Below are 15,417 nucleotides of genomic sequence, written 5' to 3' on the forward strand. Positions count from 1 at the left end.
AGTTCGTCGTATGGTTCCAGTACATTCTAAACAATCTGTCACTGTCATATGGTTTAAACGTGACCTTCGTCTTCGAGACCACGAGCCTCTCTACCGTGCAGTTGAAAAAAACGAAAACATTCTTCCGCTTTTTTGTTGGGAACCTTCCCTTATAGCCGACCCGCATATGGACATGCGTCATTGGCAATTTATCCAGCAAAGTATCGACGACATTAACGCCCAGTTGCCTTCAGGCGCCCGTTTACTGACCTTACACTGTGAAGTTATTGATGCGCTCGAACTTATTGCCCAGCACTACGCCATTTCAGCGGTTAGGAGTTACCAAGAAATAGGGTTGAGCGTTACGCATAACCGTGACATTTCAGTAAGTAACTATTTGAAGAAAAAGAAAATAAACCATATTGAGTCCCAGTATGGCGCAGTGATGCGTGGTTTGCCTCACCGTGAGCAATGGCAGCAAAACTGGGATCGTCACTTTACAACGAAAACCTATGATATTGATATAAACAGCGTTAATTGGGTCGACTGGACCCAGCACAACAACATCAATACTGCTTGCAAAAATTTAGATGAGCTTGGTCTGTTTGATTGTCATATTACTAGTCAAACCGGCACTCATTTTAGCGAGAAATCGAATTATTATCGGCAGGATGTTTTAGACAAGTTAAAAAAATTAAACAAGATGCAGCCAGGCGGTGAAAGGCGTGCTTGGCAAGTATTAAAAGATTTTTTCGATGCTAGAGGACAATACTACCATCAACATATTTCTAAGCCGGAATATGCAAGACGGGCATGTTCTCGTTTAAGTCCCTACTTGGCATGGGGCAATCTATCAATTAAGCAAGTTTACCAAAGCGTTCAACATCAAAAGCAGACGAAAAAGTTACTGCCGAATTCTGATAGAAAACAATGGAGTCGCGCCCTAGCCGCTTTAACGTCTCGGTTACATTGGCACTGCCATTTTATTCAAAAATTTGAGAGCGAACACAGTATTGAATGGCGACCAATGAATAGTGGATACGAAAACTTTCCGTTTATAGATGGCCCAGAAGCCGAGCGTCGCTTTTACCTTTGGACAATGGGATTGACCGGCTATCCGTTGGTAGATGCCTGCATGCGAGCACTTAAGTATACCGGGTACTTAAACTTTCGAATGCGTGCCATGATAACCAGTTTTCTGTGTCATCACCTAAATGTACATTGGCTAAAGGCAGCGCATTATTTGGCAACACAGTTCTTAGATTTTGAGCCAGGTATTCATTACCCCCAAATACAGATGCAGGCTAGCGTAACCGGCATTCACACCGTGCGGTTATACAACCCTGCAACACAATCTTCAAAATTAGATCCTGAAGGTGTATTCATCAAGAAGTGGGTGCCGGAACTTGCTAAATTACCCAGTGAAGCTGTTCACGCCCCTCACCTATTGCCGCCCCTAGAAGCGCAAATGTTAGATTTTGACGTTGAACGCGACTACGTGGAACCGCTCGTTGATATAACAGAGAATAATCGCATCACGGCAAAGCGCTTATGGGACTATCGCGAGCGAGATGATGTGGTTAAAGAAGCGCATCGCATTGTGAAACGCCACACCATGCAAAATAGTCCGAGTCGTGCATGGCTGAAAACAAAAATTAAATAAACCGGCTAACGGTTATTTTTTCGAAGCCATTCATTCAGTAGTTTAATTTGTCCACATTTGTAAGCTGCGTACATAAGCCGCATGGCATTTGACATGGCTTCACTGTCAGTCCAGCCAGTCTTGTCGCGTATTTCGTCATAACATGCCTTTGCTTCGGGGCTAACATAGCCTCTTACAAGTTTCTTACCTGCGTCTTTTTGCCTTTCTCTGAACCTTCGTTGTTTATCAGCGTTGGCTTTTGCTCTATCTGCGGCACTCTTTTTAATGCTTTTTTTCGTTGTTTGTTCTGTCATAGTTTTCACACAATGTTACGTTACTGTAGAGCTTGTATTTAGAAGTCGTACAAAAATCACACGTGTAGAACGATGTTTGTACAAGCCAAAGTTGCTAAACCTATATTAGCATGCGTTTTTCTTCAGAAAAATGACTGTTCAGAGTTGTTTGGCGTACAACTGTTCGCTAAATTAGCAGCGTCACTTTAATAACAGCAACGAGTTGGGAATGTCAGAGAAGAAAAATAGTTTTAGCAAAGAAGATTTATTGGCGTGTAGCCGTGGTGAAATGTTTGGCCCAGGTAACAGTCAACTTCCCGCACCTAACATGTTAATGATGGACCGCGTAGTTTCAATTACAGAAGATGGCGGTGAGCATGGGAAAGGCGAAATTATCGCTGAATTAGATATTACCCCCGATTTATGGTTTTTTGATTGTCACTTCCCAGGTGATCCGGTAATGCCGGGATGCCTAGGCCTAGACGCGATGTGGCAGTTAGTTGGTTTCTTCTTAGGTTGGAGCGGCGGCCCTGGTAAAGGCCGAGCTTTAGGTGTAGGTGAAGTTAAATTTACCGGTCAAATCCTTCCAACCGCTAAGAAGGTAACGTATAAGATCACGATGAAGCGCGTGATAAAGCGTAAACTTTTCATGGGTATGGCAGATGGTTCAGTAGAAGTTGATGGCCGTGAGATTTACGTAGCGAAAGATTTGAAAGTTGGCTTGTTCCAAGATACCTCAAACTTCTAAACTGCCTTTATAGAGCTATAAGGTCAATTAACGTTGACCAACAAAAAGCCCCTTTTCAGGGGCTTTCCTTTTTGCATAATCAGTTCATAAAAGAGAAGTATTATTTAACACTTAAACCTAAGTGTCTGTCTTCTACTGCCTCGCGCCATCCACCTAACCACTGTGAACGTGCATCGTTTTGCTGAAATGGACAATTTTCCTTTGAACGACCGCTAATGCCAGCTTGATAGCCTTTCGAATGGGCGCGTGTCAGTTTATCTCTTTTTTGTCTTTTCATTGATTAGCCTCTTTTGTTTGTTGAAAGTACAACAAATCATTTTCTCGAGCGCTCTACATCATTTCGGTTGACAGTGCCGGAAAAGTGATTGCGTACAATACTGTGATAGTGCAATTAACTAAATGGTTCAAGAAAAATAAAAAATAAAAGGGCTTGACAAAATTTAAATAAATGAAGTTTCTATGAAATTTATGTTACATTTTTTATGCATAAATATGTCTTTTTTTACGTTTTTTAGGCATAAAAAAAGCCACGCATAGGTGGCTCTTTTAATATTGATTACATATTGTCCAAATGGTCAGCTATTTCTTTAAACGTCTACGCATAAATACTGAAGCAAATAGACCAAAAAATGCGAGTAAACCTGTTGCAGCTCCTTGTCGCTCGTAAGGTTGTTCGTCTTCCGGGACTTCACATTCTTCGATAGAGCCATTTGCTAATGGAGACAGCTTAACAGCAACGACTGTGTCAACTTCTTGTGTTTCACCGTCAGAGTTAATTACATCAACGCCAGTAACGTATTTATTTATCGCCTTAATTCTCGCGTTCGCAATGATTTCATTGTCATCATTAATATCTACCGCTTCAATTAGCTCGTACGGGTTATCACAAGACACTAAATCATTTAAGTCAGTAAACTCTTCAGTGTCTATGTTGTACATAAATGCTGCGCTTTCACGAAGAGTATCGCTTGTTGCATCTACGTCTGCTTTACCCACAACAATATTATTATTGTTGATAGCGTTTGCGGTTACACCGGCACTCACGAAGAAACCATCGGGGTAATGCTGCTCTTGGGTATCAAGGTTATACACAAATAAGCGAGAACGTGCGATATCGCTTTGTGAACGAAGCACTGCGCCCGTCACCCAATTTTCGTCATTAATTGCGATAGCCTGGCTAATGATATTTTCTTCGCGTGGAAGAAGTTCAATGGTTTCACCGTCTCTGAAAACCGTTGCAACTCGTTCACTTTCAGTCCTGCCTGATGTATTTGGGCGCGTTATCGTAATGCGATCTCCAGTAAGGCCTTCACCGACTGCGATACCTTGGTTATTTATGTCATAGGCATACGTGAAATAGTGGCGTGTATCGTCTTCATCAGGTTCAAATAATAACGGGTAGGTATCGGTGCTGATTACATCGCCGTTGACATCGATTTGCCATATTGTGGCATTCACTTCAGACAGGAGAACGAAACTAGGCAGGTAGGCAGAAGAGGAATTGATAAAATAGCTAGAGATGCGTGGAACAGCAAATTCACCGTTGTATATTGTATATAAACAGCGTCCTTCCGATCTGTCTCCACGGGTTTCATCATCTGCACATGTATCTACTGCATCACTTACATCGTCACGGAAACTAACCGTACTAAAGCCCGCTACTTGTAGATTCGCGTTAACTGCACGAGCTGACGAAAAGCCGCCCGCTGTCGTGTCAACTGCAGGTAGTACTTTAGTTTCGCCCGAAGCTTGGACAAACGCTTGTTGTGCCGACTCCGGATACGTGTAGTTAATTGTGTCGCCATCTTCGTCTTCATATGGGTCAAGTACCACTAGCGCCGTTGAATCTCCAACGATGAAGTTGCCGTTCAGGCTATCTCGCCCTGTTGATTCAACAGACTGCGTATAGTCATCGAACTTATCTGTTACCTGATCAAGACCTGGCACCAAAGCGATATCTTGCGTATCGGTGGCATAGGTTCTGTATGACGCCAGTTTCTGACCCGTTGTCGACGTCGAATTCGACAGAAGATAGTTTACGATCGTGGTGTAATCGACATCAGTAAAAACGCCCTGACGCGCATTGTCCTCGTTTTCTAGGCTTTCACCGAATTGATCGAAAAAAGTTGTATCTTCTTCAAGCTGTTCAGCGTCGATAGGTGGGTTGAATTCCAACTGTGCAACAGACAGCATTTTGCCTGAGTTATCGATCGAACGAGCAAAATTGTTTCTAGCGGTATCCTGTAAAGGAAGAGGCGTCACTGAATAGGTCGCGGCGAATGCCGAAACACTTCCTGTTGCCAACAGAACGGCGGCGGCAAGCTGAGTTCGTTTCATTTAAAATCCTATTTACTGCTGATTATCTTCCAGCATACTTTCTAGTTCATCCCAGCGCGCATATTTCTGGGAAAGTAATTCTTCTTTATCTGCCAACTCGGCTAACGCCTTGGCAGTAATGTCACTGTCTTGTTTGAAAAAGTCCGGGTCGTTCACTTTTTCTTGCATAGCCTCAAGCTCTTCCTCAAGTGTTTCTAGTTCTTTCGGTAAGGACTCAAGTTCACGCTGGTCTTTGTATGATAGCTTTTTCGTCTTACGGGGAGAAGACTTAGCACTAGGACTGTCTGAAGTTGAATTAGTTTCATTCTTTACCTTGGCTTTTTCTTCCTTTTCGATTTGCTGACGTTTTTCCTGTTGCTCTTTATACCAGTTTTCTACGTCAGTGAAACCCCCAATAAATTCGCGAAGCATTCCATTACCCTCGAATACCACACTGCTGTTTGCTACGTTATCAACAAATTCCCTATCGTGACTGACTAAAAGCACGGTGCCGGTATATTCGTTTAGTAAGGTTTCGAGCATTTCCAAGGTTTCAACATCTAAGTCATTGGTAGGTTCATCCAGCACCAATACGTTGCTCGGTTTAAGCATCAGTTTTGCTAGCATCAAGCGGTTTTTTTCTCCACCTGATAGCGACTTAACCGGGGCATTAACGCGTTCAGGCGTAAATAAGTAATCTTGTAAATAGCTGATCACATGGCGCGGGTGGCCATTTACCATCAGGTCGCGTTTTCCGTCGCCTACCGCGTCTATCACAGACTTTTCTAAATCTAGCCCGTGGCGGTGCTGGTCAAAGTATGCAACTTCAAGGTTAGTGCCTTGTTTGCAGTTGCCGCTATCGGGCTGGAGTTCGCCGAGTAGAAGCTTGATAAGCGTACTTTTACCGCTACCATTAGGACCAATAAGAGCAAGCTTGTCACCACGCAAAACATTCAGGTTTAACCCTTTAACAATAGGCTTACCTTCAATGCTATAGCTTAAGTCTTTTACTTCAAACACCATCTTTCCAGAGCGCGCGCCCTGGTGTTGATTGACTACCGCATTGCCCTGAACCGCTCTTCTCGCTTTACGCTCCTCGCGTAGTTTTTTCAGCGCTCTTACTCGGCCTTCGTTGCGGGTACGGCGGGCTTTAATGCCCTGACGAATCCATACCTCTTCTTGCGCTAGTTTTTTATCAAACTCAGCGTTTTGTGTAGCTTCAACCTCTAAATCGTGCTGCTTCTTTTCTAAATAAGTTTCGTAGTTACCCGGATAGCTCGTAACCGAGCCGCGGTCTAGATCAATAATTCGCGTAGCCATGGCACGTATAAATGCACGGTCGTGGCTTACAAACACAATTGCGCCTTGGTAATTACTCAAGCTGGATTCAAGCCAGCGGATCATTTCAATATCAAGGTGGTTAGTTGGCTCGTCTAACAGGAGCAAATCCGGCTGTCGAACAAGCGCGCGAGCTAGCGCTGCTTTTCTACGCCATCCCCCAGACAGAGTAGATAACGATATCTCAGGGTCTAGCTTTAGCATGGTGAGCGTTTGTTCTATTTGCTGTTCAAACTGCCATGCGTCTCTGGCTTCTAACTGTTCTTGTAGACGCTGTAATTTATTTAAATTCGCTTCGCTTGGATCTTCACCCACGATACGGGTTTGGTGAAAATAAGCTTTAAGGGTTTCACCTACGTCAGATAAACCTTCGGCAACATAATCAAAAAGTGTCACATCGGTGGTTTGAGGCGGGTCCTGCTCTAAGCGAGCAATAACCGTATTGTTTTCGATAATACGCTGGCCGTCGTCGGCAATAATATCACCGGCAATCACTTTCATAAGGGTGGATTTACCGCTTCCGTTACGCCCAACTAAACATACGCGCTCTTTAGGCTGAATAACGAGTTCTACACCGTCTAAAAGCGGTGGATTTCCATAGATAACAGTGATGTTTTTTAACTGCAAAATGCTCACTGAAAAAACTCCTCTAAATCGGCGGTATTAAAAGGCCAGCCGATTTCTTTTTCATTATCTGCCCGTTTTAAAACGGGGATCCTTGCACCGTACAAATGGTAAAGCTCGGTGCTTGTGCGAATGTTAACTTTTTCTATCTCAAGCGATGTAAACATTGACGTTTGCTGAAGTTCAACATCAGCTAAGTCGCACAGACTACATTGGGGCCCGGTGTAGAAATAAATTTTCATGAACTTAATACCCAGCACTGATGAATGTTGCCTTTGCGGGCGAAATCTTCAGGAATAGTGTCTTTGGTTATATTCTCCACTGACAATCCAAGATTGTTAATGGCGGTTTCATCTAACTTAAAGCCACGCTTATTGTTAGAGAATATAATAATCCCCTGCTCTTTTAGACACGCTTTAGCGTCGGTAAGCATTTTTACGTGGTCGCGCTGTACATCCCATGTGCTTTGCATCCGCTTTGAGTTAGAAAACGACGGTGGGTCGATAAAGATTAAGTCGTATTTCCCTTTATGCGTACCTAACCACGTTGTGCAATCCGCTTGAATAAAAGCATGTGGGCCAGTAAGTTTATTCAGTGCTACGTTTTTCTTTGCCCATTCTAAATAGGTGTTAGACATATCCACAGTAGTAACAGATTTCGCACCACCCATAGCCGCAAAAACAGACACACTTCCCGTATATGAAAACAGGTTTAGCACATCTTTACCCTGGGACAACGCCTGAACCTTTTGACGGGTATTACGGTGATCTAAGAAAAGACCCGTGTCTAAGTAGTCAGTCAGGTTAACCAGGAAACGCGCGCCATTTTCAAACACTTCCATCATGTCGCCAGACTGGTTAATTTTCTCGTACTGCTTGGTGCCTTTTTGCTGGCTTCGTACTTTAAGCGCAATGTGCTTTGGTGATATACCTGTTACGGCAGGCAAATGAAGTAACACTTCTTGCAGGCGCTTACGGGCCTTATCTTCAGATACAGTTTTAGGTGGCGCATACTCTTGAACGACCAGCCAATCGCCATACCTGTCTACAGCAACGTTATAGTCCGGTAAGTCAGCATCGTATATGCGGTAACAGTTAGTGTTAGCGTTCTTGATCCAGCCTTTCATGCGTTTGAGGTTTTTCTTCAAACGATTAGCAAACTCATGGTTGCTGGCGTCTTCACTAAACTGCACCGTGTTTTGTTCATCAAGCACATAGTTGGCCAAGCGACACTCTAACTTACCGTTATTCATGGCATAGTCTTTAGTGGCACGTAGCTTGAGCACGCGCAGCAAATCACGATTACTGCTAAGAAGCGATACATGCCATCCTTTCCACGCTTCTTTAAAGCGCTTACCCCAGTCACTAAATAATGGTATTAGCGAGGTTAGTTCGCCTAAACGCTCACCGTAAGGAGGGTTAGACACAACGTAGCCTGGAGTACTCACCGGCGGCGACGATTTCGTTGCGTCTTGTTGTGAAAAGGAAATATCGTTAAACACACCAGCGAAATCGGCGTTGGCTTTCGCAATGGCTACCATTTTACGGCTGAAGTCACCTGCGTAAATGCCGCCGCAGCTTGGCTTTTGCGCGGAAATAGCATGTTCGACTAACTCATCCCACACTTTCGCTTCATGGCCAAGCCATTTAGTGAAGCCCCAGTAAACTCGCTTAATACCTGGTGCAATGTTTCGGGCAATGTAAGCCGCTTCTATGGCGATAGTGCCTGAACCGCACATAAGGTCTACCAATGGCGCATCGGTATTCTCTGTCCATCCACTACGCATTAGCATTGCGCTTGCGATATGCTCTTTAAGCGGCGCGTCACCGGTTTCTTGTCGGTATGCGCGTTGGTGCAGACTTGCCCCCGCTAAATCTATGCCTAAAATTACATTATCGCGATGTAGTCTTGCGTACACAGAAATATCAGGGCTCTTTCGTTCTACTGATGGGCGCGGTAAGCCTTGTTCTACAAATGAATCTACTATGGCGTCTTTAACACGAACCGCACCAAATTGAGTGTTTTTTATGGCAAAGTTTGTGCCGATAAACTGTACAGATAAGGTATGACGTGAATCCATCTGCATTTGCCAGTCAATACCCATAGCCGTGTTATACAGTGCATCTGCATCGCCTGCTTTGCCTGATGCCAACACCCAAACTACGCGGTTAGCTAAGCGTGACCATAAGCAAAGTTTATACGCATCCTCTTTTGAGCCTTCAAACTGAATAGTGCCAGGCCCTTGCTTAACTTGCGCATCAGGGCAAAGGCGTAGCACTTCTTGTTTTAATAGTTCGTCAAGACCGCGACTGGTCGTAACCAGAATAGTATTCATTCATGTACCTGTTTTTGATGTACGTGCTTAAGAAAAAGCACGTACACGAGAGATTGGTTTGGGTATATTATAACGCGTTTACGATGCGTTTAACGAGCGATGGGCCTTGATAAATAAAAGCCGAGTAGACCTGCACCAGTGATGCGCCAGCGTCCAAGCGTGCTTGTGCCGCTTCGGGTGAGTCAATACCACCAACGCCAATAATAGGAATAGCGCGGTCAAGTGCTTTGTTTAGCTTGCGTGTTACTTCTAAGCTCATATCTGTCATAACTGAGCCACTTAAACCGCCCATTTCCTCAGCGTGCTGTAATCCGGCAACGGCATCACGTGAAAGTGTCGTATTAGTAGCAATTACACCATCCATTTTGCTATTAATTAGCGAAGCAGCAATACTGTCAATTTCCACATCGCTCAAATCTGGCGCTATTTTAATGAACAGCGGCACATATTTACCGTGGGTTTGCGTTAGCGTTTCTTGTGCTGCTTTTAGGCCAACTAACAGCTTATCGAGCGCTTCACCGTATTGGAGGTTTCTTAGACCAGGTGTGTTCGGTGACGAAATGTTAATAGTGACGTAGCTTGCGTAAGGATAAACTTTGTTTAAACAAATCAGGTAATCGTCGAGCGCATTCGCTTCTTCGGTATCTTTATTTTTACCAATATTAATACCAATAGGCCCTTTAAACTGAGCCTTTTTCACTTGTTCGACAAGATGATCAACACCTTTATTATTAAATCCCATGCGATTAATAATGGCGTGCTTTTCCGGAATTCTGAATAAACGAGGTTTTGGGTTTCCTGGCTGCGGACGAGGCGTTACCGTGCCTATCTCAACAAAACCAAATCCCATACTGGCAAACGCATCAATACAATCGCCGTTCTTATCAAGCCCGGCGGCAAGTCCTACCGGGTTATCGAAGGTCATGCCTGCAACGGTAACGGGCTTTTTAATCGTCGGTGTGCTGTACATCCATTTCAGCGGTGTATGTTGGGTCTTGTTTAACCAGTTAATGGTGAAATCGTGACTTTTTTCAGGTTCACACTGAAGCAAGAGTTTTTGCACTAGAGATTGCATGGTTATTTTTACCGCTCGCTAATTAAGGGCCTGTTGATCATCAAGGTATATTGCGCTTGTATGAGGTTTGCATTTACAAACGATGCTGCAAAAACGTACAGCAATGTTCAGTCGGCCAATAAAAAGCCCTGATAAACAGGGCTTAAATCATTAAGGTGCGTGTATTCTAATGGTTAGACTTCACGCTTAAAAGCATCAATTCACGTAAAGCGACAGAAAATTTCGCAAATTCGTGCGTTGTACTGGTCTTAAACTCAGACATCATGTGATACCAGCGCTTAAGTAGGACCTGATTGCTTTCAATCCACTCATCAAGAATTTGATCTGCACTACTTACGTCTTCGCGAGAAGCTAGCAGGTTAGCTGCAATGGAACGCTGCTGCCAATCTAACTCTTCACGATACGAGGCGCGAGCTAACGCTTGCCAGTGGTTGCTTACCGCCTGGTTGTTTATCTGATCTAAGAACCAGTGAAGTTCTAAACGAGAACCTAGCTGATAGTAAAGCTTAGCGACTACATCGGTATCATGCTTATCTGCTTCAACGATTTGCGCAAGGTCAAAGCTAGAGAACATGTTAGAGAAGCTTGCAACCTGATAAGCGATGTCTTCTGGTACACCCTTATCAATGTATTTCTGCGTAGCGTTTTCAAGCTGAGTAAATTCGCTTTTAACCAAGTAGTTTTGCAGGTTCTTCGATAATATATCGAAGGTACCACGGTAGCTCGCGATGGCTTCTTCAATGGATTGCGTCTTATTACCGTGGCGAATATACCAGCGCGAAGCGCGACGCATAATTCTACGTGCTTCATCTAACATTTTAAGCTGTAGCTGAGCTGGAATAACGTTATCCAGTTGTTCGATGCGCTCCCACAGCGTCTTCATATTAAAGATACCGTGAACAATTGCGTATGCGTCAGCAATTTCGCTCACACTTGCGCCAGTTTCTTCCTGCATTCTAAACACGAAGTTAAGGCCCATGTCGTTAACCATGTTGTTGGTTAACTTAGTCGCAATAATTTCGCTTCTAAGCGGATGCTGTTGCATGTGTGTTGCGAATTTTTCGCGGAGCACTTTAGGGAAGGCTTCTACTAACAACTTACCGTGGTAAGGATTGTCAGTAATTTCCGGAATATTAAGTGCATCTTTAAGTACCATTTTGCCGTACGCAATCAATACGCTTAACTCTGGGCGAGTTAAACCTTGATCCGTGGCTACGCGATCAGAAATCTCATCGTCACTTGGAATAAATTCCAATTCACGGTTTAGCTGACCTTCACGCTCAAGACCGTGGATAAAGCGAAGCTGTTCTTTAAGTTGCTTAACGCCAGCTAACTCAGTAATAGAGATAGACTGAGTTTGACGGTAGCAGTCTTTCAGTACAATTCGACTTACATCGTCGGTCATATCGTAGAGCAACTTATTACGCTGTTTAAGCGTAAGTTCACCGTCGTTAACTAGGCTGTTAAGCAAGATTTTGATGTTTACTTCGTTATCTGAGCAATCAACCCCACCTACGTTATCGATGAAGTCAGTGTTAACTCGGCCACCGTTAGACGCATATTCAATACGACCTAACTGCGTTAGACCTAAGTTACCGCCCTCGCCCACAATTTTAGCTTGTACGTCACGACCATTGACGCGTAAGTCATCATTAGCACGGTCACCTACGTCTGAGTGAGATTCTTTCTTGCTCTTAATATACGTACCGATTCCACCGTTCCACAGTAGGTCGACTGGCATTTTCAATATATTGTGAATTAGCTCATTAGGCGTCATCGTTAGTTGACGCGTACCTAACCACTTTTTCATTTCAGGTGTAAGCTTGATAGATTTAGACGCGCGGCTAAATACGCCACCGCCTTTTGAAATCAGCTTACTGTCATAGTCTTCCCAGCTTAGGCTTGGATTCTCAAACAGGCGTTGACGCTCTTTATAACTTGCTGCTGCATCTGGGCTTGGATCGAAGAAAATATGCAAATGGTTAAACGCAGCGATTAGTCGCGTATGCTCTGATAGCAACATACCGTTACCGAATACGTCACCTGCCATGTCACCCACACCAACAGCGGTAAAGTCAGTGGTCTGACAGTCGATACCAATTTCTCTGAAATGACGTTTAACCGACTCCCATCCGCCGCGTGCAGTAATACCCATTTTCTTATGGTCATATCCAATACTACCGCCAGATGCAAATGCATCGCCCAGCCAAAACCCAAACTCTTCCGCAATACCGTTTGCGATATCAGAGAATGTGGCGGTGCCTTTATCTGCAGCAACAACCAAATAAGGGTCGTCATCATCAAGGCGAACAACATCCTTAGGAGGAACAATTTCACCATTTACAATGTTGTCAGTAATATCTAACAAGCTGGTGATGAAAGTGCGATAGCATGCTTGGCCTTCAGCCTGAATAGCTGCGCGACCTTCGCCTACAGGTAGGTTCTTACAAACGAAACCACCTTTTGCACCAACCGGCACGATCACCGTGTTTTTAACTTGTTGCGCTTTTACTAGGCCGAGTACTTCTGTTCTGAAGTCTTCTTGTCTATCAGACCAACGAAGACCGCCGCGGGCAACTTTGCCGCCACGTAGGTGCACACCTTCAACGCGAGGACTGTAAACAAAAATTTCAAACTTAGGCAGTGGTAATGGCATGTCAGGAATGAGTTCAGGCATCATCTTAAATGATACATATGATTTTTCATTGCCGGCATCGTCTGCCTGATAGAAGTTTGTGCGTAACATTGCAGACATCATATCCAGATAACGACGAATAATTCGGTCATCATCCAAGTTGCTAACGTTATCTAACTGTTCCCTAATAGTCTCAAGAATACCTTCCTCTTTTTTCTCATTACGCTTTTTCTTAGGATTAAAACGCTGGTCGAAAAAGTCTACGAGTAAACGAGCAATGTCTGGATAGTTAGCTAGTGTGTTTGCGATGTAGTCACGGCTGAAAGAACTGCCGGTCTGGCGCATGTATTTAGCATAAGCACGGAGTACCGTAACTTTACGGCCAGTCATATTCGCGCCAAGGATAAGGCGGTTAAACGCGTCGTCTTCTAGTGTCTTGTACCACACTTTGGCAAAGGCATCTTGAAAGAGAACCTGGGCGTTTTCCATGTCAAAGTGCTGACCACTTTTATGTAACATGGTGAAGTCCATGACCCAGTTACGTTCACCTTCTGAACACGTGACTTTATAAGGGCTTTCATCGATTACGCGTAACCCGAAATTCTCAAGCATCGGTAACACGTCAGACAAATGGATAGGCTCGGCACGGTGGAAAAGCTTAAGCTTAACTACTTGGCTGTCAGCGTCTTCTTCTTGTGGACGATAGAACAACATATCCAGTGTGTGGCTGTCGTCTAACATCTCTAGTTTGCCAATATCTACAAGCGCTGCTGACGGTAGGTTATGCTCCATATAGCTGCGAGAGAAAGCATTGTTGTATTTGCGTTCCAACGCTTTACCCGAAGCCTCACCGTGTGCCGCTGAAATAGCTGACGCGAGTCTGTCATTCCAGGTTTTGGTCAACTCAATAATGTTTTGCTCTATTTCCTTCACATCGAATTCCGCGTTGTTGTCGTTGACTCTAGCAATGTAATGCGTACGGGCATATACAGACTCTGAGAAGAACGTAGTAAATTCCACTTCTTCAGTTGCGCCCAATGACGCTTTAAGTAGCGCTTGGGTTTCTTTGCGTAACTGGGTGTTATAGCGCTCTCTTGGCACAAACACCATGCACGAGAAAAAGCGGCCAAAAATGTCTTTTCGAATGAATAAACGTGAAATTCCACGCTCTTGCATTTGAAAAATACCCATCACAATTTGCGCTAGCTCTTCTGCTGGCGTTTGTAGCAACTCATCTCGTGGGTAGGTTTCTATAATATTTGCAAACGCTTTGTATGCGTGAGTTCCGGGCTCGAAACCAGATAGCTCACAAATACGTTTGATTTTTTCACGTAAAATCGGAAGCTGAGTTACGCTGTTGTTATAGAAAGAGGCAGAATACAAACCTAAAAAGCGGTGCTCACCAACAACCTGACCTTCTTTGTTAAACACCTTCACGCCTACATAGTCCATATATGCAGGACGGTGTACTCGCGCGCGTGAATTTGTTTTAGTCAGAATCAATGGGTTTTTGCTAAGCGCTTCCGCACGGGCCGACGCAGGCAAGCGAGACAACAAACGCTCACGGTCGTTTACTGAGTTTTTAAGCAAACCTAAACTGGTGTCGTTTTGAGGGATCCATCTATGGTCCCCTTCAATGGCTTTAACATCATAATAACGGTAACCCATCATTGTGAAGTTGTGATCGCCTAACCATTCTAAGTAAGCTTTAGTTTGCTTTTTGGCTTCTGCAGATACAGGCCAGTTAAATTTAGCATTGTTTTTAATTACGTCTTGCAAGGTATTTGTCATACCTTGCCAGTCTTGAACTGCCAAAGAAACTTCATCAACGACAGAGTGCAGTTCTTGTGTTAGAGCATCGATATCTTTTTTCGATGTTTGTCTATCGATTTCGATAAAGATGACCGTTTCTTTTTTCGCACCTTCAAGCGATTGACCTGGCTCAGCAAACGCTTCAACTTTGTTCGCTTTGTCGCGCTTAATGCCAATTGGGCTGTGAAGGAATAAATGTGCGGTGATGTTCAAACGATTTAGCAACATGCGCACCGAGTCAACCAAGAATGGCATATCCGACACAATAATCTCAACAATTGTGTGGCTTGAGTGCCAGCCGTGTTTGGCAATTTCCGGGTTAAATACGCGTATGTATGGCGACGTATGTTCAAACTTCGCCAAGCCATTCCATAAACTAAGTGTTGCACCATAAAGGTCGCTGTCGTTGCGATTTTCTAGGTCATCGCTTGAAATATTTTTATACAACAGACGTCCGAATTGCTGCACAAGAGACTTCTGCTTGGTATCTACTTTTTTGTCGATAAGTGCAAATACATTGTCTAGCAGTACTGAGTGTCGCTGTGAGGTGACTGTCATTTGTTAACCTTTTTTGAATGTCGTAATACCAATCCAGCTTGGTATAAGTGCCGAGTACCTAA

General features: G+C 44.0%; 10 protein-coding genes. 2 read left to right on the forward strand and 8 right to left on the reverse strand.

Annotated elements, in window-relative coordinates:
- The first annotated feature begins 10 nt into the window (after nucleotides 1–10).
- Nucleotides 11–1,642, forward strand: coding sequence for a cryptochrome/deoxyribodipyrimidine photo-lyase family protein (locus KUL49_RS03910; RefSeq protein WP_131136364.1), 1,632 nt, complete (start codon nucleotides 11–13; stop codon nucleotides 1,640–1,642).
- A 5-nt stretch (nucleotides 1,643–1,647) separates the two neighbouring features.
- On the opposite strand, the gene KUL49_RS03915 is transcribed toward KUL49_RS03910, so the two are convergent.
- Nucleotides 1,648–1,935 (reverse strand): hypothetical protein, encoded by a 288-nt coding sequence (locus tag KUL49_RS03915; RefSeq protein ID WP_014976601.1) that lies wholly within the window; start codon nucleotides 1,933–1,935, stop codon nucleotides 1,648–1,650.
- Nucleotides 1,936–2,143: 208 nt separating this feature from the next.
- On the opposite strand from KUL49_RS03915, the gene fabA reads away from it, so the two are divergent.
- Entirely contained in the window at nucleotides 2,144–2,662 is a 519-nt protein-coding gene (fabA, locus tag KUL49_RS03920; protein ID WP_131136365.1) for a bifunctional 3-hydroxydecanoyl-ACP dehydratase/trans-2-decenoyl-ACP isomerase, read from the forward strand.
- A 100-nt stretch (nucleotides 2,663–2,762) separates the two neighbouring features.
- On the opposite strand, the gene rmf is transcribed toward fabA, so the two are convergent.
- The 7 genes from rmf to KUL49_RS03955 form a co-directional block, all read right to left on the reverse strand.
- Entirely contained in the window at nucleotides 2,763–2,939 is a 177-nt protein-coding gene (gene rmf / locus KUL49_RS03925) for a ribosome modulation factor (RefSeq protein ID WP_014949558.1), read from the reverse strand.
- Nucleotides 2,940–3,241: 302 nt separating this feature from the next.
- Nucleotides 3,242–4,999, reverse strand: a complete 1,758-nt coding sequence (locus tag KUL49_RS03930; RefSeq protein ID WP_131136366.1) for a DUF3466 family protein — start codon at nucleotides 4,997–4,999, stop codon at nucleotides 3,242–3,244.
- 12 nt (nucleotides 5,000–5,011) lie between these two features.
- On the reverse strand, nucleotides 5,012–6,952 hold the full coding sequence (locus KUL49_RS03935) for an ABC transporter ATP-binding protein (RefSeq protein ID WP_131136367.1): 1,941 nt from the start codon (nucleotides 6,950–6,952) through the stop codon (nucleotides 5,012–5,014).
- Entirely contained in the window at nucleotides 6,949–7,182 is a 234-nt protein-coding gene (locus KUL49_RS03940; protein WP_131136368.1) for a glutaredoxin family protein, read from the reverse strand. The genes KUL49_RS03935 and KUL49_RS03940 overlap by 4 nt, the downstream gene beginning before the upstream one ends.
- Entirely contained in the window at nucleotides 7,179–9,275 is a 2,097-nt protein-coding gene (gene rlmKL / locus KUL49_RS03945) for a bifunctional 23S rRNA (guanine(2069)-N(7))-methyltransferase RlmK/23S rRNA (guanine(2445)-N(2))-methyltransferase RlmL (RefSeq protein ID WP_131136369.1), read from the reverse strand. Before rlmKL ends, KUL49_RS03940 begins: the two co-directional genes overlap by 4 nt.
- A 67-nt stretch (nucleotides 9,276–9,342) precedes the next feature.
- Nucleotides 9,343–10,350, reverse strand: a complete 1,008-nt coding sequence (gene pyrD, locus KUL49_RS03950) for a quinone-dependent dihydroorotate dehydrogenase (protein ID WP_131136370.1) — start codon at nucleotides 10,348–10,350, stop codon at nucleotides 9,343–9,345.
- Nucleotides 10,351–10,516: 166 nt separating this feature from the next.
- Nucleotides 10,517–15,355 (reverse strand): NAD-glutamate dehydrogenase, encoded by a 4,839-nt coding sequence (locus KUL49_RS03955; protein WP_131136371.1) that lies wholly within the window; start codon nucleotides 15,353–15,355, stop codon nucleotides 10,517–10,519.
- Nucleotides 15,356–15,417 lie beyond the last annotated feature (62 nt).

The organism is Alteromonas sp. KUL17 (genome assembly GCF_006538305.1).
GTDB classification, from domain to species: Bacteria; Pseudomonadota; Gammaproteobacteria; order Enterobacterales; family Alteromonadaceae; genus Alteromonas; species Alteromonas macleodii.